This window comes from Amycolatopsis sp. WGS_07 (assembly GCF_045278895.1).
Classification (GTDB): Bacteria; Actinomycetota; Actinomycetes; order Mycobacteriales; family Pseudonocardiaceae; genus Amycolatopsis.
In genome coordinates, this window is the sequence record NZ_CP136053.1 from 10,094,363 (window position 1) to 10,121,338 (window position 26,976).

Annotated in this window: 28 protein-coding genes and 1 pseudogene; 13 read left to right on the forward strand and 16 right to left on the reverse strand. The window is 70.0% G+C overall.

Annotated elements, in window-relative coordinates; genetic code table 11:
• Entirely contained in the window at window positions 1-516 is a 516-nt protein-coding gene (locus RPX00_RS47215; protein ID WP_406635942.1) for a hypothetical protein, read from the reverse strand.
• Window positions 517-519: 3 nt separating this feature from the next.
• Window positions 520-1,521: a 4,5-dihydroxyphthalate decarboxylase gene (locus RPX00_RS47220; RefSeq protein ID WP_406635944.1), complete on the reverse strand. Its 1,002-nt coding sequence runs from the start codon at window positions 1,519-1,521 to the stop codon at window positions 520-522.
• Window positions 1,522-1,594: 73 nt separating this feature from the next.
• On the opposite strand from RPX00_RS47220, the gene RPX00_RS47225 reads away from it, so the two are divergent.
• The gene (locus RPX00_RS47225; RefSeq protein ID WP_406635946.1) at window positions 1,595-2,062 is read left to right on the forward strand and encodes a MarR family winged helix-turn-helix transcriptional regulator; all 468 of its coding nucleotides are present in this window, start codon (window positions 1,595-1,597) and stop codon (window positions 2,060-2,062) included.
• A gap of 47 nt (window positions 2,063-2,109) precedes the next feature.
• Window positions 2,110-2,970, forward strand: coding sequence for an alpha/beta fold hydrolase (locus RPX00_RS47230; RefSeq protein ID WP_406635948.1), 861 nt, complete (start codon window positions 2,110-2,112; stop codon window positions 2,968-2,970).
• A gap of 7 nt (window positions 2,971-2,977) precedes the next feature.
• On the opposite strand, the gene RPX00_RS47235 is transcribed toward RPX00_RS47230, so the two are convergent.
• Together RPX00_RS47235 and RPX00_RS47240 are read right to left on the reverse strand one after the other, a co-directional pair.
• Window positions 2,978-3,418: a nuclear transport factor 2 family protein gene (locus RPX00_RS47235; RefSeq protein ID WP_406635950.1), complete on the reverse strand. Its 441-nt coding sequence runs from the start codon at window positions 3,416-3,418 to the stop codon at window positions 2,978-2,980.
• Window position 3,419: 1 nt separating this feature from the next.
• Complete coding sequence (locus RPX00_RS47240) at window positions 3,420-4,295, reverse strand: TIGR03619 family F420-dependent LLM class oxidoreductase (RefSeq protein ID WP_406635952.1); 876 nt, start codon at window positions 4,293-4,295, stop codon at window positions 3,420-3,422.
• A gap of 142 nt (window positions 4,296-4,437) precedes the next feature.
• Between RPX00_RS47240 and RPX00_RS47245 the strand changes: the two genes are divergently transcribed.
• Together RPX00_RS47245 and RPX00_RS47250 are read left to right on the forward strand one after the other, a co-directional pair.
• On the forward strand, window positions 4,438-5,241 hold the full coding sequence (locus RPX00_RS47245; RefSeq protein ID WP_406635954.1) for a hypothetical protein: 804 nt from the start codon (window positions 4,438-4,440) through the stop codon (window positions 5,239-5,241).
• Between the two features lie 76 nt (window positions 5,242-5,317).
• Window positions 5,318-5,554 (forward strand): hypothetical protein, encoded by a 237-nt coding sequence (locus tag RPX00_RS47250; RefSeq protein WP_406635956.1) that lies wholly within the window; start codon window positions 5,318-5,320, stop codon window positions 5,552-5,554.
• Window positions 5,555-5,608: 54 nt separating this feature from the next.
• Here the strand turns inward: RPX00_RS47250 and RPX00_RS47255 are convergent, their stop codons facing one another.
• The gene (locus tag RPX00_RS47255) at window positions 5,609-6,418 is read right to left on the reverse strand and encodes an Fpg/Nei family DNA glycosylase (protein ID WP_406635958.1); all 810 of its coding nucleotides are present in this window, start codon (window positions 6,416-6,418) and stop codon (window positions 5,609-5,611) included.
• A complete protein-coding gene (locus tag RPX00_RS47260; protein WP_406635960.1) occupies window positions 6,418-6,891 on the reverse strand; it encodes a ribose-5-phosphate isomerase in 474 nt (157 codons plus the stop codon). Before RPX00_RS47260 ends, RPX00_RS47255 begins: the two co-directional genes overlap by 1 nt.
• Window positions 6,892-6,935: 44 nt before the next feature.
• On the opposite strand from RPX00_RS47260, the gene RPX00_RS47265 reads away from it, so the two are divergent.
• Both RPX00_RS47265 and RPX00_RS47270 read left to right on the forward strand, forming a co-directional pair.
• Complete coding sequence (locus RPX00_RS47265; RefSeq protein WP_406635962.1) at window positions 6,936-7,673, forward strand: 2-phosphosulfolactate phosphatase; 738 nt, start codon at window positions 6,936-6,938, stop codon at window positions 7,671-7,673.
• Entirely contained in the window at window positions 7,670-8,461 is a 792-nt protein-coding gene (locus RPX00_RS47270) for an MBL fold metallo-hydrolase (protein WP_406635964.1), read from the forward strand. Before RPX00_RS47265 ends, RPX00_RS47270 begins: the two co-directional genes overlap by 4 nt.
• 47 nt (window positions 8,462-8,508) lie before the next feature.
• Here the strand turns inward: RPX00_RS47270 and RPX00_RS47275 are convergent, their stop codons facing one another.
• A complete protein-coding gene (locus tag RPX00_RS47275) occupies window positions 8,509-9,129 on the reverse strand; it encodes a DsbA family protein (protein ID WP_406635966.1) in 621 nt (206 codons plus the stop codon).
• A gap of 177 nt (window positions 9,130-9,306) precedes the next feature.
• On the opposite strand from RPX00_RS47275, the gene pepN reads away from it, so the two are divergent.
• Complete coding sequence (pepN, locus tag RPX00_RS47280) at window positions 9,307-11,874, forward strand: aminopeptidase N (RefSeq protein ID WP_406635968.1); 2,568 nt, start codon at window positions 9,307-9,309, stop codon at window positions 11,872-11,874.
• Between the two features lie 521 nt (window positions 11,875-12,395).
• On the opposite strand, the gene RPX00_RS47285 is transcribed toward pepN, so the two are convergent.
• Both RPX00_RS47285 and RPX00_RS47290 read right to left on the reverse strand, forming a co-directional pair.
• The gene (locus tag RPX00_RS47285) at window positions 12,396-12,878 is read right to left on the reverse strand and encodes a DUF5130 family protein (protein ID WP_406635970.1); all 483 of its coding nucleotides are present in this window, start codon (window positions 12,876-12,878) and stop codon (window positions 12,396-12,398) included.
• Window positions 12,865-13,119, reverse strand: coding sequence for a hypothetical protein (locus RPX00_RS47290; RefSeq protein WP_406635972.1), 255 nt, complete (start codon window positions 13,117-13,119; stop codon window positions 12,865-12,867). Before RPX00_RS47290 ends, RPX00_RS47285 begins: the two co-directional genes overlap by 14 nt.
• 286 nt (window positions 13,120-13,405) lie before the next feature.
• Here RPX00_RS47290 and RPX00_RS47295 point away from each other — a divergent pair, with 286 nt between their 5' ends.
• Window positions 13,406-13,831: a hypothetical protein gene (locus tag RPX00_RS47295; RefSeq protein ID WP_406635974.1), complete on the forward strand. Its 426-nt coding sequence runs from the start codon at window positions 13,406-13,408 to the stop codon at window positions 13,829-13,831.
• Between the two features lie 85 nt (window positions 13,832-13,916).
• Here RPX00_RS47295 and RPX00_RS47300 read toward each other — a convergent pair whose 3' ends face one another.
• Entirely contained in the window at window positions 13,917-14,369 is a 453-nt protein-coding gene (locus RPX00_RS47300; RefSeq protein ID WP_101434098.1) for an HNH endonuclease, read from the reverse strand.
• Between the two features lie 411 nt (window positions 14,370-14,780).
• On the opposite strand from RPX00_RS47300, the gene RPX00_RS47305 reads away from it, so the two are divergent.
• From RPX00_RS47305 to RPX00_RS47315, 3 genes are read left to right on the forward strand one after another with little or no spacing between them, the layout of a single operon-like run.
• Entirely contained in the window at window positions 14,781-15,782 is a 1,002-nt protein-coding gene (locus tag RPX00_RS47305) for a mechanosensitive ion channel family protein (RefSeq protein WP_406635976.1), read from the forward strand.
• Between the two features lie 28 nt (window positions 15,783-15,810).
• Entirely contained in the window at window positions 15,811-16,200 is a 390-nt protein-coding gene (locus RPX00_RS47310) for a globin (protein WP_369806064.1), read from the forward strand.
• Window positions 16,200-17,804, forward strand: coding sequence for a glycoside hydrolase family 13 protein (locus RPX00_RS47315; protein ID WP_406635979.1), 1,605 nt, complete (start codon window positions 16,200-16,202; stop codon window positions 17,802-17,804). Before RPX00_RS47310 ends, RPX00_RS47315 begins: the two co-directional genes overlap by 1 nt.
• 57 nt (window positions 17,805-17,861) lie before the next feature.
• On the opposite strand, the gene RPX00_RS47320 is transcribed toward RPX00_RS47315, so the two are convergent.
• The gene (locus tag RPX00_RS47320) at window positions 17,862-18,050 is read right to left on the reverse strand and encodes a hypothetical protein (protein WP_406635981.1); all 189 of its coding nucleotides are present in this window, start codon (window positions 18,048-18,050) and stop codon (window positions 17,862-17,864) included.
• A gap of 385 nt (window positions 18,051-18,435) precedes the next feature.
• Here RPX00_RS47320 and RPX00_RS47325 point away from each other — a divergent pair, with 385 nt between their 5' ends.
• Both RPX00_RS47325 and RPX00_RS47330 read left to right on the forward strand, forming a co-directional pair.
• Complete coding sequence (locus RPX00_RS47325) at window positions 18,436-18,639, forward strand: cold-shock protein (RefSeq protein ID WP_378305381.1); 204 nt, start codon at window positions 18,436-18,438, stop codon at window positions 18,637-18,639.
• 394 nt (window positions 18,640-19,033) lie between these two features.
• Window positions 19,034-19,929, forward strand: a pseudogene (locus RPX00_RS47330) (acyl-CoA desaturase).
• An 8-nt stretch (window positions 19,930-19,937) separates the two neighbouring features.
• On the opposite strand, the gene RPX00_RS47335 reads toward RPX00_RS47330, so the two are convergent.
• From RPX00_RS47335 to RPX00_RS47355, 5 genes are all read right to left on the reverse strand, one after another.
• Window positions 19,938-20,384, reverse strand: a complete 447-nt coding sequence (locus RPX00_RS47335) for a DUF6292 family protein (RefSeq protein WP_406635983.1) — start codon at window positions 20,382-20,384, stop codon at window positions 19,938-19,940.
• A 173-nt stretch (window positions 20,385-20,557) separates the two neighbouring features.
• A complete protein-coding gene (locus RPX00_RS47340; RefSeq protein ID WP_406635985.1) occupies window positions 20,558-20,824 on the reverse strand; it encodes a hypothetical protein in 267 nt (88 codons plus the stop codon).
• Between the two features lie 46 nt (window positions 20,825-20,870).
• The gene (locus RPX00_RS47345) at window positions 20,871-21,506 is read right to left on the reverse strand and encodes a hypothetical protein (protein ID WP_406635987.1); all 636 of its coding nucleotides are present in this window, start codon (window positions 21,504-21,506) and stop codon (window positions 20,871-20,873) included.
• Window positions 21,499-21,921, reverse strand: a complete 423-nt coding sequence (locus tag RPX00_RS47350; protein WP_406635989.1) for an acyl-CoA thioesterase — start codon at window positions 21,919-21,921, stop codon at window positions 21,499-21,501. Before RPX00_RS47350 ends, RPX00_RS47345 begins: the two co-directional genes overlap by 8 nt.
• Complete coding sequence (locus tag RPX00_RS47355; protein ID WP_406635991.1) at window positions 21,918-26,900, reverse strand: NAD-glutamate dehydrogenase; 4,983 nt, start codon at window positions 26,898-26,900, stop codon at window positions 21,918-21,920. The genes RPX00_RS47350 and RPX00_RS47355 overlap by 4 nt, the downstream gene beginning before the upstream one ends.
• Window positions 26,901-26,976 lie beyond the last annotated feature (76 nt).

The window sequence follows — 26,976 nt, forward strand, 5'->3', positions numbered from 1 at the left end:
TCAGCGAATACGCGTGACGATGTCCGGCGCCCCGCTTCGATCCGGCGGGCCGAGCTTGCGATTATGCATGGCTACGAGCGCCTCTCCGGTGTCGGCGAACAGGTAGGTGTGGGCGTAAACCTGCCGCCGATGCGTCCATTCGCAGCGCACGACCGGGCGGCGCAGGATCGCCTCGAACCAGTCCGCCGCACGAGCCGCCAGTTCGCCCGGTTCACCGGTCGCGGTGACGGCGAGACTGGTGGGCGTGTCCGGCAAGGTGAGCAGCTGGTTGTGCAGCTCGTCGCCGCGCAGAGTCCGGCCGTCCAGATGCACGCCGACGGTCAGGAGGACGAGCCGCGCGGCTGGATCGCTCAGGTCTAGCCAAGCGACCAGCGGAAGATCCACGCCGGGCGGGTCCACCTGGCTGTCGATCGGCCTCGCGGGCCAACCGGCCGCGCGAACCCGAAGCGCCTCGACGAAGCGCCGTTCACCCTCGCCGAGATCCCCGTTGCATTCGAACCACTCGTCCGCAGCCACGGCCTAAGTATCCAGCAACTCCGGCACAAAAATCTCCTCAACCCTCATCAACCGCTCCGACAACCCCTGCTCAAAATGCCACCGCAAGAACGCCTCCACCGACACCCGATTCTTCTCAATCCCGTACGGCCACCAATCCTCCCCGAACAACCGCCGATTCTCGTCGAACAACGCGCTAAACCACGGCACCATCCCGGCATCCCCCATATGATTAAAGATCCGCCCGCGCCGATACCCCTCCATCGCAACCTCCTTGGCCTCGACAAACCCCCGGTACAACGCCTCAGCCAGCCAAGGATGCCGCGCCAGTAAATCCCGCCGGACCACCACCGTATGCATAATCGGCCGAACCCCGGTCCGCCGGTAATAATCCCGTTCCACACTCACGTAATCCGGGAACAACGGCGCCACCTCCGGCGAATCCTCCCGAATCCCTCTCGGCGGATCCGCGGAAATCATCGCGTCGATCTCCCCCGCCTCCAGCATCGGCCCCAGCGCCGCAGGAGCCTGCCGCACGTCGATTTCCGCCGGGTGCAGCCGCGGGACGAAATCGAACCAGTCCATCGGCCAGTCGAACCCGCCGATCACCCATCGGCTCTGCTCCGGCCGCACGCCGTACTCATCGGACAGAATCCCCTTCGCCACCACCCCCGCGTCGTGCCCGTACGTCGCGAACTCGCCGATCGTCCGGCCCACCAGGTCCGCCGGCGCGCGGATGCCGCTGCGCGTGTTGACGTAGATCGCCGAATGCCGGAACTGCCGGTTGGGAAACACCGGCAGCGCGACGAACGGCGGATCCGGCAGGTCCAGGGTGCGCAGGTAGAAGGTAAGACCCAACTCGGCGACGGCGAACTCGCGCCCGCGCACCATCCGTTCGAACAGGTCCGAGACGATGTCGGCGGTGTGCAGGGTCGCGTCGACGCCGTCGAAGCGGACCCGGCCGTCGAACAGCGGGCGCGTGTTGTCGTAGCGGTACAGGCCGAGGTCCAGCCGCAGGTCAGTCATCAGGAGCCCCTTTCCGTCCCGATCGATACTAAACGCGTTTACTATCCGAGGGCAACCGCTACGATGCCTCCCGATGGACAAGGACGCGCTCGCCGAACTCTTCGCCACCGCCTCGCTCGGCGCCCCCGAGAACGCGGTCGGCTTCGTCATGTGGCGCGTCGTGCACCGCTACGTCCGCGAGGTCGACCAGGCGCTCGCCCCGCTCGACCTGACCCACCTGCAGTTCCAGACGCTCGCGCTCGCCGCCTGGCTGAACCGCACCGGCGGCCCGGTGACCCAATCCGGCCTCGCCGCCTCCGGCGACATCCACCCGATGCAGGTGTCGCAGATCCTCAAGACCTTGGAACGCAAGGGATTCGTCGCCCGCGCCCGCAGCGCCGAGGACGTCCGGGCCAAACGCGTCGAGGTCACCGACCCCGGCGGGGCCGCCCTGCGCGCCGCGCTGCCTCTCGTGATCGAGGTGCAGCACCGCATCTTCGGCGACGAGGGGCTTCCCGGCGGAAATCTGCTGAACACCTTGCTGCGCCTGGACAACGCCTGACCGCTGCTACGGTGGAAGTGCACGGCAGCCTGTCTTGGGGAGGGACGATGCCGGGAACTTTCGCCAACCCGAAAGCCAGAGAACGCTACTTCGCCGCCTACGCGGAGGTCCTGCGGAAGTGGCCGGTTCCGGCCGAGGAACTGGACCTCGCGACGAAGTTCGGCCCCACCCGCGTCCGGCGCAGCGGCCCCGCGGAAGGCACGCCGATCGTGTTGCTGCACGGCGTCATGGGCTCGTCGCTGTCGTGGTACCCGCACCTCGCCGAACTGGCCGCCCGCCACCCGGTGTACGCCATCGATTCGATCGGCGAACCCGGCCATTCGGTCGAGACCGTCCCGGTACGCACCGACGACGACCTCGCCGAGTGGCTTTCCGAAGTCCTAGACGGCCTCGGCCACGAAAAAGTGTGCCTCGCCGGCGTCTCGCGCGGCGGTTTCCTCGCGCTGAACCTCGCGACCCGTTCCGCCGGCCGGATCGCGGGCGTGATCGGCCTGGAGCCGGCCGGATTCGCGGAGATCAGCGTCGCGAAGTTCATGCTCTGGAGCCTCAAGGAGATCGGCCCGTGGCTGCTGCCCGCCACGATCCAGCGCCGGATCGTCGCCGGCGACCCGACGGTCCGGCACACCCTGCGGCCGCTGCTGTTCGCCGCCTTCAGTTACAAAGCACAATTACCGCCGCAACACGTCTTCACCGACAACGAACTGCGCGCGATCGAAGTTCCCGTCCAGCTCGTCCTCGGCGAACGCAGCCACATCCACCGCGCCCGCGAAGTCGCCGCCCGGGTCGCGACGCTGAATCCCCGTATCCGCACGGAAATCGTGCCGGGCACCACGCACGCGCTGACGCTGCAGCAACCCGATCTCGTCACCGCCCGCGTGCTTGATTTCGCCGAAGCTGACCCGGGCTGACACGGCGTCAGACCTGCCGCGCCGTCGCCATCGCCCGCTCCGTTTCCCAGAACGCGCGCATCGAAACGACCAGCCCGTCCTCGTTGACCCGATAGACGAACACGCCGTCGGTGTCGACGCGGTAGCCGCCCGGCAGGAACGTGGTGATGGTGCCGACGTTCGCGACCTCCGACCCGGCCGCGTGCGAATCGCGGATCACGAACTCGAACTTCTCGACGTTCCCGATCGTCTTGTCCCAGAAGGCGGAGAGACCTTCGGGCCCGTGGTGCCCCTTGCCCTCCTCGTCGAACATCGACGGCCCGACCGGGTCCTCGACGACCGCGTCCGGAGCGAACAGCGCGAGCCAGCCGTCCTTGTCCCCGGCGGTCGCCGCCGTCATCGACTTGAACGCCGCTTCCCGCGCGGGCGGCTGCTTCGCCGCGGGGTCCCAGCAGACCTCGACTCCCATGTCACTCCTCGATTTTCGCGATGATCTCGTCGCCGAACTTGCGGATCGCGTCGACCTTCGGGCCCAGGTCCGCGTCGAACCCGTGCCCCTCGAACACCCACGGCATGGTGATCGCGTCGGTGATGCCCGCCTCGGCCTGTTCGCGGAACCCGTCGAGCCCGAACCGGTCGACGCACACCGCCTGGAATTCGAACGGATCGTCGGCGCGCCCGCGCTCGGCGAGCAGGGCCTTGAGTTTGCCGATGGTTTCGCGCAGCTGGTCGAGCGTCATCATCGCGGACGACCAGCCGTCCGCGACGCGCGCGGCCCGGCGCAGCGCGACGTCGGTGTGCCCGCCGATGTAGAACGGCACCCGCGACGGCGGCGCCGGGCTCATCTTGAGCTTGTCGAAGTCGAAAAACTCGCCGTGGAACTCGACCATGTCCCCGCTGAGGATCAGCCGCAGCACCTCGATCGCCTCGTCGAACCGTTTGCCGCGGCGCGCGTACGGCGCTCCGCACCATTCGAATTCCTCCGGCGACCAGCCGATCCCCAGCCCGAGCCCGAACCGGCCGCCGGTCAGCGCGGCGACCGAGTTGACCTGGCGGGCGAGCAGCACCGGATTGCGCGAGCCGAGTTTCAGCACCGACGTGTAGAACTGGATCCGCTCGGTCACCGCGCCCATCGAGGCGGTCGCGACCAGCGGATCCGCCCACGGCGTGTTCTCGTCCCAGAACCGGCTGCCGTCGGGCGTGTAGGGATAGTCGGCGGACACCTTTTCGGAGTAGAAGAGCGAATCGGGCAGCACGATCGAGGAGAACCCGGCGTCCTCGGCGGCGCGGGCCAGCCCGCCGAGCTGGTCGAGCGGGCTCATCGCGATCGACAAGGAGAACTTCATGCCGCGGACTATAACGTGTTCTAGTTTTGCCTGCCACCGCCCGATCGGAGGCGCCGCCGGGAACTCTCCGCGCACGGTCCGCGTTGTCCGTTTCAGGGACGGCTGCCCGGCCGTCGCGTCAGATCGAGACACGGAGTGACCCATGGGCACCGCGATCCTCCTGATCGTGCTGGTCGTCGTCATCGTCGGGGGCGGGTTGTACCTGGCCAGGAAGCAGGCCGCGACCAGACAGAGCCAGCTCGACGACGCCAAGGCCGACGCGCGCCGGCTCGTCGAACGCCTGGGCGGCCAGGTCCTCAACATCACCGGCACCGACACCGCCTCCCAGCAGGCGATGGCCGACGCGAGCGAGCGCTACAACGCGGCCGGCTCGCAGCTGGAGCAGGCCAAGACGGTCGAACAGGCCCGGCTGGTGAAGGAAACCGCCATCGAAGGCCTGTACTACGTGCGCGCCGCGCGCACCGCGATGGGCATGGACCCCGGCCCCGCGCTGCCGGACGAGGCCGAACGCGAACGCGCGGGCAAGGTCACCGAACGCCGCGACGTGGACGTCGAAGGCCAGCACTACGCGGCCTCGCCCGACCCCGGCCAGGACACGCCGTACTACTACCCCGGCGGCCGCGTCGCGGGCCGCCCGGTGCCGCAAGGCTGGTACAGCGAGCCGTGGTGGAAGCCCGCGCTCGTCGCCGGCGCGTGGGGCCTTGGCTCGATGTTCCTGTTCAGCGCCATGTTCTCCGGCATGGGCGGCATCGCCAGCGCCTCGGCCTGGGAATCCGGCTACGACGCGGGCCAGGCAGACGCCCTGGACGCAGGCGGCGGTGCCGACGGCGGCTTCGATGGAGGCGGCTTCGACGGCGGAGGCTTCGACGGCCAGGACTTCGGCGGCGGTTTTGATGGCGGAGGCTTCGACGGAGGCGGATTTGACGGCGGCGGTTTCGACTTCTGACCGGTGACTCCGGTGAAGGCCCCGTGGCAGGTTTGCCGCGGGGCCTTCGTCGTTCCCGCAGGAGGAAACTGGCCGCATGCCAAGCAGCGAACGGAAAGATCAGGCGAACCTGCGCAGTGCCGCGGTTGAAGCCGTGGCGGCCTACCTCGCCGACGAGGACGCGGATATCTACAACCTCACCGACGCCGCCGTCCGGCAGGACGCGCTGCTAGCGGCGCTGAACCTGGTCGCACTGGCCGCAGCGGCAGTCACCGCCCTCGCCGAGGCGACCGGCCGCACACCGCACGAGGCCCTGCGCTCGATCGACCGTTGACGAACGATCAGCGGGCAGCACCACGGGAGCCGCTCTCGCTTCAAACCACCTAGCTCAAGCAGGCTGGCAAGTAGGACACCAATAAAGATTCCGCGCCGCCAATTCCTTCTGCGCCACCGGCGTCCCGCACACCAGACACGGCATCCCAGCCCGCCGGTAGACGTAGACCTCGCCCCCGTGCCGATCCTCCCGCGGCGCCCGGCCCATCGCCGCGGGCAGATGCTCCGGCGCGACAGTGTCGATCCGCCCCACCCGGACCCCGGCGCGCATCAGCGTCACCAGGTCGGCCCACATGTCGTCCCACAGCGCGCGATCCAGCGAACGCCCCGGCACCATCGGCGAAACCCCGTGCCGGAACAGCACTTCCGCGCGATACACATTCCCGACCCCGGCCAGCACGGCCTGATCCATCAGCAACGCGGCGATCGTCGTACGCGACCGCGAGATCCGCTCCCACGCACGATCCGGCTTGGCGTCGCGGCGCAGCGGGTCCGGACCGAGCCGGGCCTTGATCGCGTCGACCTGCGGCGGATCCAGCAGTTCACATCGCGTCGGACCACGAAGGTCGGTCCAGTGGGTGCGGCCGACCAGCCGCATCCGCACCTGCCCGACCGGCGCGGTCTCCGGCAGCGGCGTCTCGCCGAAGGTGCCGTACAGACCTAAGTGGACATGGACTGTCCCCAAAGGACCGTAATCGTGAAACAGGTGTTTTCCGTACGCTTCAGCGGAAACGAGCACCTGCCCGTCGAGTTTCCCCGCCTCCGCGGCGAACCGGCCCTGCGGACTGCTGACCGCGACCGGTCCGCCCGCGTACCGGCGTTTGTGGAGACGGGCGAGCCGATGGAGCGTGTGCCCCTCGGGCATCAGGCCTCCGGCAGGGCCGGCGGGGTGCCGGTGCGCTCGTAGTCGAGCAGCTGCTGCACGCGCCGCGCGTGGCGCTCTTCCGGGTCGACCGGGGTGGCCAGGAACGCCTCGACGATCTCGGTCGCCTGCTCCTCGGTGTGCATCCGGGCGCCGACGCCCAGCACCTGGGCGTGGTTGTGCTGCCGGGTCAGCTGCGCGGTCTCGACGCTCCAGCCGAGGCCGGCGCGGATGCCGGGCACCTTGTTCGCGGCGATCTGCTCGCCGTTGCCGGACCCGCCGATGACGATCCCGAGGCTGCCCTCGTCGGCGGCCACGCGGCGCGCGGTCTCGACGCAGAACGCCGGGTAGTCGTCGGCCGCGTCGTAGACGAACGGACCGATGTCGGTCACCTCGTGCCCCTGTTCGCCGAGGTGGCGGACAAGGTGGTTCTTCAGCTCGAAACCGGCATGGTCGGATCCCAAGTAGACACGCACAGCGGGAGTGTGCCATCTCGCCGCGGACCCGGCATGCTCCGGGGGTGGAGATCGGAACGCAGGCCGGAGCCGGCGTGCGGCTCGAATGGGGCGGCGAAGGCGTCGGGATTCTCGGCCGGGACTGCGCCGTGCTGATCATCGTGGACGTGCTTTCCTTCAGCACCACAACGGATCTCGTCGTCAGCCGCGGTGGCCGCGTGCTGCCGGTGCGCTGGCGGGACGACCGCGGGATCGCCGAGGCGCGCGGGGCCGGAGCGGTCGTCGCGGGCGAAGGAGCATGGACGCTCCGGCCGTCTTCTGTGACGGAGATCCCGTCCGGCACGCTCCTCGCCCTCCCCTCCCCCAACGGCGCGACGCTCTGCGCGGCCGCGGCCAAAACCGGCGCGCACGTCCTGACCGGTTGCCTGCGGAATGCGTCGGCCGCAGCCGCGAAAGCCGAAGAAATCGCCGGCGGACGGCCAATCGGCGTGATTCCCGCCGGGGAACGCTGGGGCGTCGACCTCCTCGGCGACGGCACCGAGTTCGGCCCGCTGCGGCCGTGCGTCGAGGACCAGCTGGGCGCGGGCGCGATCGTGAGCGCGCTGACCGGCTCCCGATCCGCCGAAGCCGCGCTGGCCGCGGCTGCCTACGCGGCCACCGACGTGCCGGCCGCGCTGCGCACCTGCACCTCCGGCCGGGAACTCGCCGCGGCGGGCCACGGGAACGACGTAATTCTCGCTGCCCAGCAGGACGTCAGCGGTAGCGTGGCGAAGCTGTCGCACGGAATCCTGGAGGGGCAATGAGCTGGACCGAGGTGGCCGACGGGGTTTTCGCCCGCCGGTACGACGAGCTGGACCTCACCACCGGGCTCGTCCTCGGCCAGGAGCAGTGCCTGGTGATCGACACCCGAGGCGACGTCGACCAGGGTGCCGAATTCGCCGCCGCGGTCCGCGAGTTGACCGAACTGCCGTGGTCGGTCGTCTACACGCACGCGCATTTCGACCACGCTTTCGGCACCACGCCGTTCCTCCCGTGCGACGTCTGGGCCCATCCCGGCTGTCTGCGGGCGATGCTGCGAGACGGCGAGAAATCCAAGGAAATCTGGGCCAAGCACTACCGCGAAGAGGGCAAGCCGGAAATCGCCGACGCCATCGAGCGAACCGGGCTCATGCCGCCGGACCGCCTCGTGCCCGACCGCGCCGAACTGGACCTCGGCGGCCGCACGATCGCGCTCGTGCACCCCGGTTTGGCGCACACCGACCACGACCTCCTGGTGCACGTGCCGGACGCGGATGTCGTCTTCGCGGGCGACGTCGTGGAACACGGCCCGCACGGCTTCACCGCGTACTCATTCGGCCCTGACGACCAGCTCGACGCCTGGGCAGTCGCCATGGACGCGCTGCTCGCCCTCGAACCGCGCATCGTCGTGCCCGGTCATGGCGACCCGGTGGACGAGGCGTTCGTCCGCACGCACCGCGATGGGCTGCTGCGGCTGCATGAGCTGAAGACGGCCAAGGCGTCGCGCGAGGAGGCACTGCGAAGCTCGCCGTATCCCGAGGACGTCACTAAGGCGGCGCTCGGGTTCTCGTGAGTGTTGATCACGGCTAGAACCGTGATCAACACTCACGAGGGAGTCGCTCAGTCGAAGTTGAGGTCCCCGGTCCGGGTGCGCTTCAGCTCGAAGAAGTCCGGGTAGCTCGCCAGCGCGACCGCGCCGTCGAACACCTTCAGCGCGTCCTCGCCGCGCGGGATCGACGACAGCACCGGGCCGAAGAACGCGGTCCCGTTGACGTGGATGGTCGGCGTGCCGACGTCCATGCCGACCGGGTCCATGCCCTCGTGGTGGCTCTTGCGCACGGCCTCGTCGTACTCGGTCGTTTCGCCGTATTCGGCGTACTCGGCCGGAGCGCCGATCGCCGCCAGCGCCTCCTTGATGACGAGCTTGCGGTCCTCGTTGTGCTGGTTGTGGTAGCGGGTGCCGAACTCGGTGTAGAAGTTCCGGACCGCTTCCTGGCCTTCGAGCTGCGCCAGCGCGGTGGCGACGCGGACCGGGGCCCAGCCCTCGCTCAGCAGCGCCTTGTACCGCTCCGGCAGGTCTTCGCGGCCTTCGTTCAGGACCGACAGGCTCATCACCCGGAAGGTCAGATCCAGCTCGCGGTGCTTTTCGACCTCGAGAATCCACCGCGACGCGATCCACGCGAACGGGCAGACCGGGTCGAAGTAGAAATCGACCGTCGTGGGCTGGGACGAGTCAGTCATTTTTCACGGGCTCCTCGGCGAGGCTGCTCCCCGGCCTTCGCCGGAGGGCGGGGCAAACCCCCGCACTGCGAGGCAACGCGGGGAACCCTCCGCATTGTTCCCTGGTCGCCGCTTCCCTGCCCGTCATGATTGGATGCTGAACGTCGTGCCAACCGGAACCGAAGACCAGAGGTGCCCGTGCCCGCCCCCAACCTGACGCGTGACGAAGCCAAGCAGCGCTCCGGCCTGCTGGACGTGTCGTCCTACGACATCGAGCTGGACCTGACCGACGGCAACGGCCGTCCAGGGGAGAAGACCTTCCGCTCCACCACCACGGTGCGGTTCTCCAGCAGCCGTCCCGGCGAAGCCTCGTGGATCGACCTCGTCGCCGAAGGCGTCCGCTCCGCCGTGCTGAACGGCGCCGAGCTTGACGTCAGCGGCTACGCCGAGGAAAAGGGCATCGCGCTGCCCGGTCTCGCCGCGGAGAACGAACTCGTCGTCACCGCGGACTGCCGCTACATGAACACCGGCGAGGGCCTGCACCGCTTCGTGGACCCGGTCGACGACGGCGTGTACCTCTACACCCAGTTCGAGACCGCCGACGCCAAGCGCATGTTCGCCTGCTTCGACCAGCCGGACCTCAAGTCCGTCTACCGGGTCGCGGTGCGCGCGCCGCGCGACTGGAAGGTCGTGTCCAACGCGCTGGCCGAAAGCGCCGAGGACACCGAGGACGGCGCGCGCCGCACGCAGTTCGCCGAGTCCGAGCGCATTTCCACCTATCTGGTGGCGCTGGTGGCCGGCCCGTACGCGGAATGGCACGACGAGTTCAGCGACGAGCACCGCACCATCCCGCTCGGCATCTACTGCCGCGCCTCGCTCGCCGAGCACATGGACGCCGACCGGCTGTTCGTCGAAACCAAACAGGGTTTCGCCTTCTACCACGAGAAATTCGGCACCCCGTACCCGTTCTCCAAGTACGACCAGCTGTTCGTGCCGGAGTTCAACGCGGGCGCGATGGAGAACGCCGGCGCGGTCACCTTCCTCGAGGACTACGTCTTCCGCAGCCGCGTCACCCGCTACGCCTACGAGCGGCGCGCCGAGACGCTGCTGCACGAGATGGCGCACATGTGGTTCGGCGACCTGGTCACCATGCGCTGGTGGGACGACCTGTGGCTGAACGAGTCGTTCGCGACCTTCGCGAGCGTGTTCGCCCAGGCCGAGGCGACCGAGTACAAGAACGCGTGGACCAGCTTCGCGAACATCGAGAAGTCCTGGGCCTACCGGCAGGACCAGCTGCCCTCGACGCACCCGATCGCGGCCGACATCGTCGACCTGCACGCGGTCGAGGTGAACTTCGACGGCATCACCTACGCCAAGGGCGCGAGCGTGCTCAAGCAGCTGGTGGCCTACGTCGGCATCGAGCACTTCCTCGACGGCCTCAAGGTGTACTTCGGCAAGCACGCGTGGGGCAACGCCACGCTCGCCGACCTGCTGGCGGCGCTGGAGGAAGCGTCCGGCCGCGACCTGTCGTGGTGGAGCGCGGAATGGCTGGAGACCACCGGCCTCAACTCGCTCAGCCCGCGCTACGAGATCGCCCCGGACGGCACCTTCGCGTCGTTCGCCGTCGTGCAGACCGGCGCGAAGCCGGGCGCGGGCGAACTGCGCACGCACCGCGTCGCGGTCGGCGTCTACGACGAGGACGGCAACGGCAAGATCGTGCGCACCCGCCGCGTCGAGCTGGACGTGACCGGCGAGCGCACCGAGGTGCCGGACCTCGTCGGCCAGGCCGCGGGCAAGCTCGTGCTGGTCAACGACGACGACCTGACCTACTGCCGGATGCGCCTGGACCCGGCGTCGCTCACCACGCTGATCGACCGGATCGGCGACATCACCGAATCGCTGCCGCGCACGCTGTGCTGGTCGGCGGCGTGGGAGATGACCCGCGAGGCCGAGCTGAAGGCCCGCGACTTCGTGACGCTGGTGGCGCGCGGGATTCACGCCGAGAGCGAGGTCGGCGTGGTGCAGCGGCTGCTGCTGCAGGCGCAGACGGCGCTCAACTCGTATGCCGACCAGAAGTGGGCGGCTGCGGAGGGATGGCCTGCGTTGAGCGGGCGGTTGCTGGAGCTGGCCCGTACTGCGGAGGCTGGGTCGGATCATCAGCTGGCGTTCGTGAACTCGCTGGCTGGGGGTGTGCTGGACGAGGAGATCCTGACTGCGATCGCTGGGTGGCTGGACGGGTCTGCACCGTTGCCTGGGTTGACTGTGGACACTGATCTGCGCTGGCGGTTGCTGCAGGCCTTGGTGGCGCACGGGAAGGCTGGGGCGGACGAGATCAACGCTGAGCAGGAGCGGGACGACACCGCTGCTGGGCGGCGGCATGCGGAGCGGTCTCGGGCGTTGCGGCCTACTGCGGAGGCTAAGGCGGATACTTGGCAGCGGGCTATTTATGACGATGAGATTCCCAATGCGGTTAGTGATGCGTTGATTTCTGGGTTCTCGCATCCTGGGCAGAAGCATTTGCTCGGGGAGTATGTCGGGCGGTACTTCGAGGTTATTGACGATGTGTGGGCTCGAAGGTCTAGTGAGCGGGCGCAGCCTACGGCGATTGGGTTGTATCCGTCTTGGGCGGTTGAGGCTGAGACTGTGAATGCTTCGGATGAGTGGCTGGCTGGGGAGCATCCGGCTGCGTTGCGGCGGTTGGTTTCCGAGGGGCGCGCGGGGATCGTGCGGGCGTTGGCTGCTCGGGATTTCGATAGTCAGGTTTGACGGGGGGCTCGTCGCCTGGCGGCGACATTGCGCCCTGGCTGGTGTGGGGCACCCCGAAGCCTGATTGTGATGACGGTCTGAGGGTGCTTGTCAAGGCGGGAAAGATGCCTTGACAAGCACCCTCAGACCGCATTGTGGCTTCGTATCGGGGTGCGGGGGTGGTGTGGGTGCACTGGTGAGTTGGGTGCGTTGGCGGCGGTTTCGGGTGGGGGCGGGGCTAGCGCCCCAATGTGGCATTGGGTGCGTCAGATGCACCCAATGTGGCGTTCGGTGCATCCTGCGCAACCACGCCACATTGGGGCGCATCGGCGGGCCGGCGGCGGGTCGTGAAGGACTCCTTGAGGGAATCTGAGTCCGTGAAGGGGGCCCTCACAGCCAACGGGGAGCCGCGAGGGGCGTGAGGGGAACCCTGGGGGAATCAGGGGCTGTGAAGGTGGCCCTCACGGACGAGGGCCGGAGCTGGGAAGTAAAAAGAGCCGGTCCGCGGGGGGGGCGGAACCGGCTCTTGGGGAGTGCGTGGGTCAGTGCTTCGGGGCGGGGCCTGCTTGGTCGCTCAGCATGCGCAGGGCGTTCACCAGGCCGCCGGTCAGGTCGCCTTCCTTGAAGGAGGCCACCATGCTCGCCACGGCCAGGTTCGCGCCCCGGTCGGGCAGGCGGGCGTGGGAGCGTTCGCCGGTGACGATTTCGATCGCGCGCTGTGCGGGCGAGACGCCCAGCAGCACCGCGTTCGAGGGGTCGTCGGTGGCGGCATGCAGCTTTTCCGCGCCGGCCCGGGTGTCTTCGCCCAGGTCGCCGAGGTAGATGCTGAAGCCGAGGCCGGTCTCGCGGGTCGCGAAGGTCAGGGCCTCGTCAAGGCGCGCCAGTTGCTGCACCGTGAACGGGCTCGTGGGCGCGGCGGGCTCGTACATCTTCGCCGCGGACAGGCGGCCGCTGTTCGTGATGACCTCGCCGAACGCCAGGTCCTTCTCCGCGACCGCGGTCTGGGTCAGTTCACCACTTGCCACGAGCGCCTCCTGCGGCCGTCGAAGCGCCCTCGGGCGCCGCATTCACGTCAACCGCCGGGCCGTGTCCGGCTCCTACGCCGTCCGGGTTGGCGGTCCACCACATCGCGGGGTACTCCCACGGCTGCCCCGGCCGGTACCGCGGCGTCCCCGAGAACTTCTTCCGCAAGGTCGCGGCGCCGACCACGAAGTAAATGGCCCCGGGGATGACCGCGTAGACCAGGATCGTCTCGACAACGTTCACGCCGGTGAGCGTATCGGATGCCTTCCGAAGCCACCGCGCGACACCAGCGACCGGACGCTGCCGTTCGTCGCCGCTGAGGCGCCGTCCGCCGCTTGGCCCGCCGTCGCTGGAACGTTGGGGCGAAGGGCTGCGGGCCGAAAGATGGCAACTCGCCGTACAGGCGGCGGTACCGGCCGATGCCGTCTTGTCGGAACCGTGAAATCCTCGTAGCTTTTTCACCTGTACGGGCCTTGCGCCCGCCTCCCCCGCTTCAGCACGTCACGCACCGGTCCCAGGAGGACACCTCATGCAGAGCGTCCAGACCCCCGCTCAGGCGATCACCGAGACCATTTCGTCACCCAGCGAAACCGAATTCGTGCCCGGAACGCGGGTCACGTCCGGCACCAGGGTTACGCGCGGCACTCGGGTCACCGCGGGCACTCGCGTGACAATGGGTACCCGGGTCACCATGGGAACTCGAGTCACCAGGGGAACCCGCGTTACCCGCGGGACCCGCGTCACGGCCGGAACTCGCGTCACGATGGGCACCCGCGTCACCCGCGGAACCCGCGTCACCCGGGGCACTCGCGTCACGGCAGGCACCCGCGTCACCTGCGGCACGCGCGTCACGATGGGCACCCGGGTCACCCGCGGTACTCGCGTCACGCGCGGCACCCGGGTCACGATGGGCACGCGCGTGACCTGCCAGGCCGACTACAGCCTCGCCGCCTGAGCGAAAACCGCACGTCGAGCAGGTCCACCGGCTCGCCCCGGCCGCCGTACTGGCAGCCGGGGCGCCGACGTGCGCGGGAACGGGGCTAGGCCGCCGACCCGAGGTACGGCTGCCACAGCGGGTCAGCCTCTTTGGAATGCGCCAGCAGCCGCCAGTGCGGGCCGTGCGGTGCGCGCGGCACCACGCGCAGCCGCCAGCCGATCTCCGACAGGAGCCGGTCGGCCTTGCGGTGGTTGCACTTCGCGCAGCAGGCGACGCAGTTGGTCCAGCTGTGCGGACCGCCCTTGCTGCGCGGGACGACGTGATCGATGGTCTCGGCGCGCCCGCCGCAGTAGGCGCAGCGGTGCCGGTCCCGGTGCATCAGCCCGGCGCGCGTGAGCGGCACCTGCGCCCGGTAGGGCACCCGCACGTACGTGCTGAGCCGGATCACCGACGGGACGGGCAGCGACACCGTCGCGGCGTGCAGTTCCACGCCGCCCGGATCGCCGTGGACGACCTCCGCCTTCCCGCACATGACGAGCACCACCGCGCGCCGCATGGGCACCGCGGTCAGCGGCTCGAAAGTGGCGTTGAGCAGGAGAACCCGGCGCCGCCCCCAGGCCGGGGCGACCGGATCGCGGGCTCTACGCTGTCCGGGCGGACGGGACGCTCCCCCTGGACGGGTCCCCGGCCCGGACGGGACGGAGCCGCCGGACGCGGACCCTCCCGGGCGGGCACGCAGGATCGCCTCCGGCGACAGCTCGGCCATGGCTTGGCCGGCGCCGCCGAGGGGGACGGGTTGTCGGTCTGGCACTCGACCACCTCCACCGGTGCAGGCATAGTCGACCACACATCAGGGCCCCCGCGCACGCGTGTTCTGTGACGTGTCACATACCCGCGACCCGGCGGCCACCCCCCGGCCGCCTGCGCGCTGCCGGGGCAACGAAGCGAGAAGGGACTTTTCCAGCCAGTGAATGCCGTGCTCAGCGCTCCGCCCAGCTGCATATCCGAGACCGGGTCGTGGTGCGCCCAGGTCTATTCGGTCACGCACAACGAGTGGCTCGCCGCGTCGGCGGGCTGGCTCGTCACGAAGCCGCTGAAAATCATCATGATCCTCGTGATCGCCTTCGTGGTGCGATATCTCACCAAGCGGCTGATCGAGCGGGTCACCACGCTTCCGGCGTCGGGCAGCGGCGGCAAGATCCCGGCGCTGTTGAGACCGCTGCGCGAACGCGCGCCGGACATGCTCGGCTCGGCGGTGACCGAACGCCGCAGGCAGCGGGCCAAGACGATCGGCTCGGTGCTGAAGTCGATGGCCACGTTCCTGATCTACGGCCTCGCGTTCATCCTCGTGCTGGGCGAACTGGGCATCGACCTGGCCCCGATCATCGCGTCGGCGGGCATCGTCGGCGTCGCGCTCGGATTCGGCGCGCAGAACCTGGTCAAGGACTTCCTTTCCGGGATGTTCATGATGATCGAGGACCAGTACGGCGTCGGCGACGTCGTGGACATCGGCGAGGCCACCGGCACGGTCGAGGCGGTCGGCCTGCGCATCACCACGCTGCGCGACCTGAAGGGCACCGTCTGGTACGTCCGCAACGGCGAGGTGCTGCGCGTCGGCAACTCCAGCCAGGGCTTCGCCTACGCGGTGGTGGACGTCCCGCTGAGCTACTCCGCGGACGTGGACAAGGCGACCGAGGTGCTCAGCGGCGCGGCCACGAAGGCGGTCGAATCGGACGCGCTTTCGGTGAACGTGCTGGAGCCGCCGGAGATGCTCGGCGTCGAACAGGTCACGCCCGAGGGAATCCTGTTGCGGCTGACGGTCAAGGTGCGACCGGGCAAGCAGTGGGCGGTGCAGCGGAAGCTGCGCGGGCAGCTGCTCGGCGCGCTGGAAGAGGCCGGCTTCGAACCGCCGCTCGGCCGGTTGCTGTCGTCGATGCAGGACAAGCAGCCGGGCGCGCCGAGGGGCTGAAGCAGGGCAAGATGGAGGTGTGTCGACTGTGAGCGAGCCGGAACCGGCGAACCTGTACGAGGCGGTGGGCGGCGAACCGACCTTCCGCCGGATCATCAAGCGGTTCTACGAGGAAGTGGCCCGCGACGAGGTGCTGCGCCCGCTCTATCCGGAGGAGGACCTCGGCCCGGCGGAGGAGCGGTTCCGGCTGTTCCTCATCCAGTACTGGGGCGGTCCGCACACCTACTCCGACCAGCGCGGCCACCCCCGGCTGCGGATGCGGCACGCGCCGTTCAAGATCGGCCCGATCGAACGCGACGCCTGGCTGCGCTGCATCCGGATCGCGATCGACGAGGAGAACCTGCCCGAGCCGTACCTCAGCCAGCTGTGGGCGTACCTGGAAATGGCCGCGCACAGCATGATGAACAGCTTCGTCTGATGAGACGCAAGGTCGCGGGACGGCGGCCGGACCGCCCTCCGCGGCCGTCGTGGTGGTCCGACGCGGTGTTCTACGAGATCTACGTGCGGTCGTTCGCCGATTCGGGCGAGGACGGCATCGGCGATCTCGAGGGCATCCGCAGCAAGCTCGGCTACCTGGAGCTGCTGGGCGTGGACGCGCTGTGGCTGACGCCGTTCTACCCGTCGCCGATGGCCGACCACGGCTACGACGTGGCGGACCCGCGCGGCGTCGACCCGATGTTCGGCACCCTCGGCGATTTCGACGTGCTGCTCACCGAGGCGCACCGGCGCGGCATCCGGGTCACCGTGGACGTGGTGCCGAACCACACGAGCAACCAGCACGCGTGGTTCAAGTCCGCGCTGGCCGCCGGGCCGGGCAGTCCGGAGCGGGAGCGCTACCACTTCCGCGACGGCCGCGGCCCCGGCGGGGCCGAACCGCCCAACAACTGGGTCAGCGTGTTCGGCGGCCCGGCGTGGACGCGGGTGCCGGACGGGCAGTGGTACCTGCACCTGTTCGCGCCCCAGCAGCCGGACCTGAACTGGGCGAATCCGGACGTCCGGGCCGATCTCGAACGCACCCTGCGGTTCTGGCTCGACCGGGGCGTGGACGGGTTCCGGATCGACGTCGCGCACGGGATGGCCAAACCGGCCGGGCTGCCCGACATGGACCCGGACACGCCCGCGCACGGCGGCGGCGCGGGCGGCGATCCGCGCTTCGACGACGACGGCGTGCACGAGGTCCACCGGCTGATCCGCAAGGTGCTCGACGAGTACCCGGACGCGATGGCCGTCGGCGAGATCTGGGTGCAGGACGAGGAGCGGCTGGCGCGCTATCTGCGGCCGGACGAACTGCAGCTGGCCTTCAACTTCCGCCTGGTGCTGACGCATTTCGACGCGGACGCGATGCGCACGTCGATCGAGCGTTCGCTGGCCGTGCCGCGCGCGGCGGGCGCTCCGGCGGCCTGGACGCTGTCCAACCACGACGTCTGGCGCGCGGCGAGCCGCTACGGCGGCGGAGCGGCCGGCGTCCGCAGGGCGCGCGCGATGGCTCTGGTGGAGCTGGCCCTGCCCGGCGCGGTCTACCTGTACCAGGGCGAGGAGCTGGGGCTGCCGAACGCCGACCTGCCGCTCGAGGCGATGACGGACCCGCGCGCCCGCACGCAGGGCCCGGAGTTCAGCCGCGACGGCGAACGCGTGCCGCTGCCGTGGGAGGGCACGCTTCCGCCGTACGGTTTTTCGCGCACCGCGCAGACGTGGCTGCCGATGCCCGCGGACTGGGCTCAGCTCACCGTGGAACGGCAGCTCGAAGACCCGGAATCGACGCTGTCGCTGTACCGGCGCGCGGTGGAGCTGCGGAAACACCATCCAGCGTTCCGGGGCGGCGACCAGCTGGAGTGGTACGGCGCGCCCGCGGGCTGCTTCGCGTTCCGCCGTGGCCGGGGCGGGCTGATCTGCGCGCTGAACACCTCCGCCAGCTCGATCGCGCTGCCGCCGGGTGAGGTGCTGCTGACCAGCAGTCCGCTGGTCGACGGCAGGCTCGCCCCGGACTCGGCCGCCTGGCTCGGGCCCCTCAGCGGTCGGTGAGGGGAACCCTGGGGGAATCAGAGTCCCTCAGGGTTCCCCGCACGGACGGCTGGCCGGTCAGGCGCGGGAGGATGCCTCCAGCCCGAGCATGTCGAGCAGTCCGCGCAGGTCGTCGACGTCGTGGGCATGCCCGGCGACGGTGCGGGCGGCGTGTTGCTGCTGGGTGCGCAGGTCCGCTTCGGCGGAGACCCGGGCACGGGCGAATTCACTGGTTTCGGCGGACAGCGGACGTCGTTCCGAGCGCATGTCGCTCCTCGTCGAGGTGGGAGGGCCCACCGGCGGCTCCGGGCGACCGGGCCCGCCGGGGAGGACGCCGGCTCGAACGCCGGCGCGCGATGGGACTTCTCGACCACGCAGACGCTACTCCCCGCCCTGACCTGCCCGTGCACCCCGTCCGGCCCGCGCGCCGCGGGGTCCACAGTGGACCGTCCGGGTTCCAGCCCTGGTGGGACCGCGCCCGGCATGCTTTACTGGCGGTGGTCGTGTTTTGTGTTCGTGCGGTGGGTACGTCCCGCAGCCACGCTCGCAAGATGTAGCGGGCGTGGTGTTTCTCTTTCCGGAAGGCACACCGTCGGTTGCCGGCCCGGATGCCGAGGTGGCATCTGTTGTGAGTCCGATGGAGATCGTTTTTATGACGCAAGGCACCGTGAAGTGGTTCAACGCCGAAAAGGGCTTCGGGTTCATCAGCCCGGACGACGGCAGCGGCGACGTGTTCGTGCACTACTCGGAGATCCAGGGCAACGGCTTCCGCAGCCTTGAGGAGAACGCCCGGGTGGAGTTCGAGGTCGGCCAGGGCCAGAAGGGCCCGCAGGCCACCGGCGTCCGCGCCATCTGAGTTCCGCTGGTGTTTCCCCTGGTGCGGAAGGCTTTCCGCACCAGGGGACCGCGCCGGAGCGAGATTTTTCCGCTCCCGGCAGCCGATTTCGTTCGGCATCCCCGTGCGCGCCGGTGAATTTTCCCGGCCGCGCAAGGTCTTTCGCGGTCCGGGAACCAGGACGCGAGACCATCCGTTGACCAGAGCAGGCCGCGACTGGCCCTGAGGCCCTCCCCTGCCTGGTCAGTACGCACGCACGGCGCGTCCCCCGCGGCGGCTCCCCTTCCGGCCCGCCAGCGCCGCGGCACCGGCCTCGGCCCCCGCAGAGCGCGGCGGGCCCGGACCAGCTCGAGTAGGAGCGTTACCCATCGACACCCAGAGCACCGTCCAGCGTCCCCCGAAATCGCCGCAGCCCATGCTCGCCGGCCACAAGACCGGCACCGAGGCCTTCCTGGTGAAGCTCTTCGCCGTCGTCCCCTCCTCGCGGTCGCCGTCGCGGTGCCGCTGGCCTGGGGCTGGGGCCTCAGCTGGCTCGACGTCGGCCTCGCCGCCGGGTTCTACTGCGTCAGCGGCCTCGGCATCACCGTCGGCTTCCACCGGTACTTCACCCACGGCGCGTTCCGCGCCCGCCGCGGGCTGCGGATCGCGCTCGCCGTCGCGGGCAGCATGGCCATGCAGGGACCGGTGATCGACTGGGTCGCCGACCACCGCCGCCACCACGCGTACTCCGACCGCGACGGCGACCCGCATTCGCCGTGGCGCTTCGGCTCGACGCCCGCCGCGCTCGCGAAGGGCTTCTGGCACGCGCACATGGGCTGGCTGTTCGGCCGCGACCGGACCAACCCGCGCCGCTTCGCCCCGGACCTGCTCGACGACGCCGACCTGCGGACGATCGACCGGCTGTTCCCGGTGCTGACCGTCGCGACGCTGCTGCTGCCCGCGCTCATCGGCGGGCTGGCCACGATGAGCTGGTGGGGCGCGCTGACCGCGTTCTTCTGGGCCGGGCTGGTCCGGGTCGCGGCGCTGCACCACGTGACCTGGTCGGTCAACTCGCTGTGCCACCTGATCGGCGAGCGCCCGTTCGAGGCGCGCGACCGTTCGGCGAACTTCTGGCCGCTGGCCATCGCGTCCTTCGGCGAGTCCTGGCACAACTCGCACCACGCCGACCCGACCGGAGCCCGGCACGGCGTCGGCCGAGGTCAGCTCGACATCTCCGCGCGGCTGATCTGGCTGTTCGAGAAATTCCGCTGGGCCTCGCACGTGCGCTGGCCCCGGCCCGAGCGGCTGGCCCGCAAGCTCAAGGCCGCCTGACTCCCGGCTCAGCTCCTGCGGACCCGCTCCTCGAGCCGGGTCCGCAGGTCGCCGTGGCTGGACACGGCCAGCACCGGCCCCGGCGTCCCGGCCTCCTCGGCCGACCGCAGCACCTCCGCGACGAATCCGCGCACCCGTTCCGGGGAGGGCGTCACGTCCCCGCCCAGATGGGCCACCACCTGCGGAGCCTCCGCGGGCGTCGTCTCCACGGCGACCGTCCAGCCCTGCCCCGTGCTCCACACCAGCATCAGATCCCGGCCGGGAAAACGGGGCGAGCGCCCGCTCAGCGCGACGTACGCGGTGACCGTGTCGGCGACCTCGCACGACGTGCATTCCGCCGAAACCCCGACCGCGGCGGCGACCTCGCGCACGTAGTCGGCCAGCGCCCGTCGCAGGACCTGCGGATCGTCGGCGGCGGGCAGGGACATCGGACGTTCCGGGCCGGACAGGAGCATGGGTCTCCTCTTCCGCCGCCGCTGCGTTCCGCGCGGGAACTGGCCGGGGTCGCCGGGGCGCGCGGACGCGAGCGGTCGCGATGATCGGGGTCGCACCGGACGGGAAATCCGGCAGCTGACCGGGGGCCTCGACTCTACCTGCTGGGACAACCCCGCAGCCGGGTTCAACCCGTCTAGCCGCCGAAATCCCCCGCCTGACCGCTCCCGTCGGCGGAATCGGCGATCGAGGTCGCCACCCACGCGGCGAACAATCCGGCCTGCACATACGGCGCGGCCTCGCCCACCGCACGCACCACCGACCGGGCGCGACCGGGTCCGGGACCGGCCTCCGGCGCGGGATCCTCCACCGCGTCTGCGGGCCGGTCGGTGCGCCACGGTGTCTCCTCCGCCCGTACCTCGGCGAGGAAGTCCGCGGTCGGGTCGCCGTCCGGTTCGTTCATCTCCTCACGATGACACCGCCGGGCGGCTCCCGCCAGCAGAATCGCCTTAGAACAGCAGCGGCAGCAACGCTTGGCGCCGCTTCAGCACCGCGCCGTAACGGGCGTCGAGGCGCAGCCAGGAATCGGTGGCGGTCACGCGGATCACGTCGCCGTCGATGGACGAGTCGAACAAGCCCATCCCGGACAGCGCGAACAGGCAGCGCATCTGGACCTTGACCTCGAGGTCTCCCCCGGTCACGGTGAGCACCGCCTGGTCCATCAGCGACGCGGGCGGCGTGCCGTGCGGCCCGGCGTTGTCGCGGGCCAGCGCGACGCCGCGATCGGCGAGGTCCGACACCACGTCGACCGGCAGCTCGTCCACCCGCTGCCAGCGATCCGACACCGGCAGCTCGGCGTGCCACAGCAGATCGCGCGCCGGGCCCGGGTCCATCACCTCGCCGCCCGCGACGGCGAGCGCCGCGAGCAGTTCGTTGCCGGACACCGTGATGTCCGCCGGGGTCACCGTCCCCGCCACCGCGCGGGTCGCGAGGACCTCGAACGGCGTGGCCGTCCACGCTTCGACGACGTCGTCGCCCCGGCGGCGCAGCCGGACGGCGGTCGTGCCGTCCAGCCGCACCGCGCGGGCGACGAACGCGCTCAGCGTCTCCCGGTCGGCCGGATCGGGAATCCGCAGCTCAGGCATCGGCGAGCACCCGCTTGAGGAATTCCGATTCCTCGTCAGTGAGCCGGCGCGGCCGGAGCTTGACCGTGTCGTACGGGGCCAGCACGGTTTCCGCGGTGACCGCGACCGGATCGGCCGCGTCCGGGCCGGTCCGCACGACGTACCCGAGCGTCACCGTCGAGGCTTTCAGCTCGGTGAGCGTGATCTCCACGCGCACCGGGCGGCCGGGCGCCGCGACGATCGGCGCGCGGTAGTACACGCCGAGCTTCACGACCACGACGCCCTTGGGCAGCTCGGTGAGCCCCGCGCGCTCGGCTTCGCCGAACAGCACGGGGACCCGGGCCTCTTCGAGCAGCGTCACCACGTTCGCGTGGTTGACGTGCCCGAACACGTCCATGTCCGACCATCGCGGCTGGACGTGGGAAACAAATGTCACCGCACCGTGCTCCGGATCTGGCGCGCGGCCACGGACAGCGTCGCGAGGTCGAGCCGCCCGGAACGGGTGATCTCGTCCAGCGCCACGCGCGCCCGCGAAAGCCGCGACGCGTTGGCCTTCTCCCATTGCTCGATCTGCTCGTCGACGGACAGGTCCTGATCGCTGTGCCGCAGTGCGTCGAGCGCGATCGCGCGCAGGGAACCGTACACGTCGTCGCGCAGCGAGAGCCGGGCGAGGGCGTGCCAGCGGTTGCCGCGTTCCAGCGCGCTGATCTCGGTGAGCATCTTGTCGATGTCCAGATGATCGGACAACGCGTAGTACAGCTCGGCGGTGTCGGCCGGGGTGTGCGTCGCGTCGAGCCCGACCTGCTGTTCGGCCAGCTCCGCCACCTCGACCACGTCGAGCAGGCCGTAGCTGTGCAGCAGCAGCGCCACCCGGCGGGCGAGATCGGCCGGCACGCCCTGGTCGACCAGCGCGGCCGCGTCCTGCTCCACCGACTCCAGTTCGCGCCCGCGCAGCAGTTCGCCCAGCTTCGGGCCGAGTTCCGCGAGCACCGAGCCGAACCGGTTGATCTCGGCCAGCGGCGCGAGCGGCTGCGGGCGGTTGGTGAGGAACCAGCGCGCGGCCCGGTCGAGCAGCCGCCGCGTCTCCAGCACCATCCCGTCCGCGACCTCGGTCGGCACCACGTTGTCCAGCGCGTCGATCTCGGCCCACAGCTTCGGCAGGTCGTAGACGTGCGTGACCACCGCGTACGCGCGCACCGCGTCGGTGGCGGTCGCGTTCATCTCCTCCATCAGGCGGTAGACGAACGAGATCCCGCCGCCGTCGACCAGCTCGTTGGTGATCAGCGTGGTGATGATCTGGCGGCGCAGCGGATGCTGCGCGATCGCCGCGGCGAAGGGTTCGCGCAGCGGGGCCGGGAAGTACTCCGGCAGCCTGCGGGTGAACACCTCGGACTCGGGCAGGTCGGAGGCGAGCAGCTCGTCCTTGAGGTCGAGCTTCACGTGCGCGAGCAGCGTCGCCAGCTCCGGCGAGGTGAGGCCCTCGCCCGCCTTCTCCAGCGCGCGGAACTGCGACGGGGTCGGCAATGCCTCCAGCTTGCGGTCGAACGCACCCTTCGCGACCAGCGCGGACACCTGCCGCGCGTGCACCGACACCATCGGCCCGGCGTGCGCCCGGCTGACGCCGAGCACCGCGTTCTGCCGGTAGTTGTCGGCCAGCACGAGCGAGCCGACCTCGTCGGTCATCTCGCCGAGCAGCTCGTTGCGGCGGGTGTGCTCCAGTTCGCCGCCCGCCACCAGGTGGTCGAGCAGGATCTTGATGTTGACCTCGTGGTCGGAGCAGTCGACGCCGGCCGAGTTGTCGAGCGCGTCGGTGTTGATCTTGCCGCCGGAACGGGCGAATTCGATCCGGCCGAGCTGGGTCAGGCCCAGGTTGCCGCCCTCGCCGACGACCTTCACGCGCAGCTGGTTGCCGTTGACGCGGATCGCGTCGTTGGCCTTGTCGCCCGCCGCGGCCTGGCTTTCGCTTTCGGCCTTGACGTAGGTGCCGATGCCGCCGTTCCACAGCAGTTCGACCGGGGCCAGCAGGATCGCCTGGATCAAGTCCATCGGCGCGAGCTTCGTGACGCCCTCGTCGAGGCCGAGCGCCTCGCGGACCTGCGGGGTGATCGGGATGGTCTTGGCCGAACGCGGGTAGATCCCGCCGCCCTCGCTGATCAATGAGCGGTCGTAGTCGTCCCACGAACTGCGCGGCAGGTCGAACAGCCGCCGCCGCTCCGCGAAGGACGACGCGGCGTCCGGGTTCGGGTCGAGGAAGACGTGCATGTGGTTGAACGCCGCGACCAGCCGGATGTGCTCGGACAGCAGCATCCCGTTGCCGAAGACGTCGCCCATCATGTCGCCGATGCCGACGACCGTGAAGTCCTCGGTCTGGGTGTCCTTGCCCAGCTCGCGGAAGTGCCGCTTCACGCTCTCCCACGCGCCCTTGGCGGTGATGCCCATGGCCTTGTGGTCGTAGCCGACCGAACCGCCGGACGCGAACGCGTCGCCGAGCCAGAAGCCGTACTGCGCCGAGACTTCGTTGGCGATGTCGGAGAACTTCGCGGTTCCCTTGTCCGCCGCGACGACCAGGTAGCTGTCGTCGGCGTCGTGGCGCACCACGTTCGGCGCGGGCACGGTTTCGCCCTCGACGCGGTTGTCGGTGAGGTCCAGCAGGCCGGAGATGAACATCCGGTAGCAGGCGATGCCTTCGGTGAGCTGGGCGTCGCGGTCGACCCCGGCGTCCCCGGTCGGCGACGGCGGGCGCTTCACCACGAAGCCGCCCTTCGCGCCGACCGGCACGATCACCGCGTTCTTCACCGCCTGCGCCTTGACCAGGCCGAGGATCTCGGTGCGGAAGTCCTCCCGGCGGTCCGACCAGCGCAGCCCGCCGCGCGCGACCTCGCCGAACCGCAGGTGCACGCCCTCGACGCGCGGCGAGTACACGAAGATCTCGTACTTCGGGTGCGGCTCGGGCAGATCCGGCACGCCGCTCGGGTCGAGCTTCAGCGCCAGGTACGGCCGCGGGTTCCCGTCGGCGTCGCGCACGTGGTAGTTCGTGCGCAGCGTCGCGTTGATGACCGCGAGCAGCCGGCGCAGGATCCGGTCCTCGTCGAGGCTGGTGACCTCGTCGACCATCGAGGAGATCTCGGCGGTCAGCGATTCCGCGTGCGTCTTCCGGTCCACATCGGACAGTTGCGGATCGCAGCGGGTTTCGAAGAGCCGCAACAGTTTCGTCGCGACCTCGGTGTGCTTGACGACCGTGTTCTGGATGTAGGACTGGGAGAACGGGCTGCGCGCCTGCTGCAGGTAGCGCGAGTACGCCCGCAGCACCGCGGCCTGGCGCCAGGTGAGCCCGGCGCGCAGCACGAGCGCGTTGAAGCCGTCGACCTCCGCCTCGCCCTGCCACGCCGCGTGGAACGCGTCCTGGAACCGCTCGCGCACCGCGACCGCGGCCGCTTCGTCGGCTTCTTCGAGACCCTTTTTGTCCACGCGCAGGCCGAAATCGTAGATCCAGCTGGCCCCGCCGTCCTCGCGGAACAGCTCATACGGCCGCTCGTCCACCACCTCGACGCCCATCGCCTGCAGCACCGGCAGCACCTTGGACAGGGTGACGCCCTCGCCGCGCAGGTAGAGCTTGAACCGCCGCTCGCCGGGTTCGGCGTCCGCGGGCAGGTAGAACGACAGCGCGAGGTCGCCCTCCTTTTCGAGGGTGTCGAGCTTGCCCAGGTCGGCCAGCGCGTCCTCGGCGGTGAAATCTTCCTTGTACGCCTCGGGGAACACCGCGCCGAAGCGCTGCCCCCGGTCGACCACGGACTCCTCGCCCATCATGCCGATCGGGCCGCCGTCGCCGACGCGCTCGCGGCGTTCCGCGATGATCGCCTCGACCAGCCGGTCGTCCCAGCTGCGCACGACGGTGTTGAGCCGTTCCTGGATCCGCAGTGTGTCCGGCTCGACCACGTTCGACGGGTCCGTGTGCACCATGAAGTGCACCTGCGCCAGCAGCGTTTCGCCGACACGCGCGCTGTATTCCAGTTGCGTGCCTTCGAGTTCTTCGAGCAGCACTTCCTGCATCGCCAGCCGCGACCGCGTCGTGTAGCGGTCTCGCGGCAGGTAGACCAGGCAGGAGTAGAAGCGGCCGTACGGGTCGCGGCGCAGGAACAGCCGCAGCCGCCGCCGGTCCGACAGCGTGATCGCGCCGGTGGTGGTGGAGTACAGCGAATCGGTGTCCGCGGAGAACAGGTCCGCGCGCGGCCAGTTCTGCAGCACCTCCAGCATCCGCTGGCCGGAGAACGACTCCATCGGGAACCCGGCGCGGTGGATCACCTCGCGCACGCGCTGGCCGACCACCGGGATGTCGAGCACGTTCTCGTGCAGCGCGGTGGTGGTGAACATGCCCAGGAACCGGTGCTCGCCGGTGACCTTGCCGTGCTCGTCAAACGTTTTCACGCCGACGTAATACGGATAAACCGGACGGTGCACCGTGCTCGGCGCGCTGGCCTGGGTGAGCACGAGCAGCGACGGCGCGAGCGCGTCGACCGAGCTGTCCGGGCCCGCGGTGAGGCTGCGGGCGGCGAGGCTGTCCTGGCGCAGCACGCCCAGCCCGGACGCGAGAACCGCGCGCAGGGCGGGCTCGTCGCTGTCCGGCTGCGGGCTGTCGACCAGTTCGTACTTGCGGTAGCCGAGGAAGGTGAAGTGGCCGTCGGCGAGCCAGCGCAGCAGGCGCGCGCCCTCGGTGATCTCGTCGCCGTTGCCGGGCAGCTTCGGCGGGTTCTGCTCCAGCGATTCCGCGAGCGAGCAAGCGGTCTGCGCCATCTTCTCGGCGTCCTCGACCACCTCGCGCACGTCGCCGAGCACCGACGTCAGCCGGTTGTCCAGCTCGCGCGCCCGCTGCGGGTCGGTGACGAGATCGATCTCCACCAGCATCCACGATTCCGCGGACGCCCCGGCGGGCGGATCGGCCGGATCGGCGTCCAGGTGCAGGCCCTCCAGCTCGCCGGTCAGGCCGCGGCTCACCACCACGATCGGGTGCACGATGCGCTGCACCTGCACTCCGTCGCGGGCGAACTCCGCGGTGACGCTGTCCACGAGGTAGGGCATGTCGTCGGTGACCACCTGCACGACGGTCGCGTCGCGCGTCCACCCGTCCTCGGCGGTGGTCGGGTTCAGCAGCCGGACCGCCGGGCGGCCGGGCACGCGATGCTTCGCCAGCTGCAGGTGCGACCGCACCGCGCCGACGAGCGCGGCCGGATCGTCGCCGACGATCTCGTCGGCCGGAATGTGCCGGTAGTACAAGCGGATCAGGTCCGCGATCTCCGGCGCCTGCGCCGCGGCGGTGTCGATCAGCTCGTCCCGGATCTGTTCCGGGCTGGCCGTGCGGCGGGTGGCGCCGGCTTCGGTGCCGACATCGGGCGGGGACGAGACTCCCGTCGAGCTCATTGAGCAACTCTCCAGTGTGCGAGACCGAGATGCGTCCGTCACCACAACGTGCCGGACTTCCTTCACCCTAATCCGC

What these genes read in the sequence shown, in the direction of transcription:
- RPX00_RS47270 (WP_406635964.1), top strand. Translation starts at nt 7,670, where the DNA reads ATGAGCTGGACCGAGGTGGCCGACGGGGTTTTCGCCCGCCGGTACGAC.
- RPX00_RS47275 (WP_406635966.1), bottom strand. Translation starts at nt 9,129, where the DNA reads ATGACTGACTCGTCCCAGCCCACGACGGTCGATTTCTACTTCGACCCG.
- RPX00_RS47225 (WP_406635946.1), top strand. Translation starts at nt 1,595, where the DNA reads ATGGACAAGGACGCGCTCGCCGAACTCTTCGCCACCGCCTCGCTCGGC.
- RPX00_RS47230 (WP_406635948.1), top strand. Translation starts at nt 2,110, where the DNA reads ATGCCGGGAACTTTCGCCAACCCGAAAGCCAGAGAACGCTACTTCGCC.
- RPX00_RS47250 (WP_406635956.1), top strand. Translation starts at nt 5,318, where the DNA reads ATGCCAAGCAGCGAACGGAAAGATCAGGCGAACCTGCGCAGTGCCGCG.
- RPX00_RS47235 (WP_406635950.1), bottom strand. Translation starts at nt 3,418, where the DNA reads ATGGGAGTCGAGGTCTGCTGGGACCCCGCGGCGAAGCAGCCGCCCGCG.
- RPX00_RS47355 (WP_406635991.1), bottom strand. Translation starts at nt 26,900, where the DNA reads ATGAGCTCGACGGGAGTCTCGTCCCCGCCCGATGTCGGCACCGAAGCC.
- RPX00_RS47300 (WP_101434098.1), bottom strand. Translation starts at nt 14,369, where the DNA reads ATGCGGCGCGCGGTGGTGCTCGTCATGTGCGGGAAGGCGGAGGTCGTC.
- RPX00_RS47240 (WP_406635952.1), bottom strand. Translation starts at nt 4,295, where the DNA reads ATGAAGTTCTCCTTGTCGATCGCGATGAGCCCGCTCGACCAGCTCGGC.
- RPX00_RS47320 (WP_406635981.1), bottom strand. Translation starts at nt 18,050, where the DNA reads ATGCGCTCGGAACGACGTCCGCTGTCCGCCGAAACCAGTGAATTCGCC.
- RPX00_RS47295 (WP_406635974.1), top strand. Translation starts at nt 13,406, where the DNA reads ATGCAGAGCGTCCAGACCCCCGCTCAGGCGATCACCGAGACCATTTCG.
- RPX00_RS47345 (WP_406635987.1), bottom strand. Translation starts at nt 21,506, where the DNA reads ATGCCTGAGCTGCGGATTCCCGATCCGGCCGACCGGGAGACGCTGAGC.
- RPX00_RS47335 (WP_406635983.1), bottom strand. Translation starts at nt 20,384, where the DNA reads ATGCTCCTGTCCGGCCCGGAACGTCCGATGTCCCTGCCCGCCGCCGAC.
- RPX00_RS47220 (WP_406635944.1), bottom strand. Translation starts at nt 1,521, where the DNA reads ATGACTGACCTGCGGCTGGACCTCGGCCTGTACCGCTACGACAACACG.
- RPX00_RS47325 (WP_378305381.1), top strand. Translation starts at nt 18,436, where the DNA reads ATGACGCAAGGCACCGTGAAGTGGTTCAACGCCGAAAAGGGCTTCGGG.
- RPX00_RS47255 (WP_406635958.1), bottom strand. Translation starts at nt 6,418, where the DNA reads ATGCCCGAGGGGCACACGCTCCATCGGCTCGCCCGTCTCCACAAACGC.
- RPX00_RS47340 (WP_406635985.1), bottom strand. Translation starts at nt 20,824, where the DNA reads ATGAACGAACCGGACGGCGACCCGACCGCGGACTTCCTCGCCGAGGTA.
- RPX00_RS47245 (WP_406635954.1), top strand. Translation starts at nt 4,438, where the DNA reads ATGGGCACCGCGATCCTCCTGATCGTGCTGGTCGTCGTCATCGTCGGG.
- RPX00_RS47315 (WP_406635979.1), top strand. Translation starts at nt 16,200, where the DNA reads ATGAGACGCAAGGTCGCGGGACGGCGGCCGGACCGCCCTCCGCGGCCG.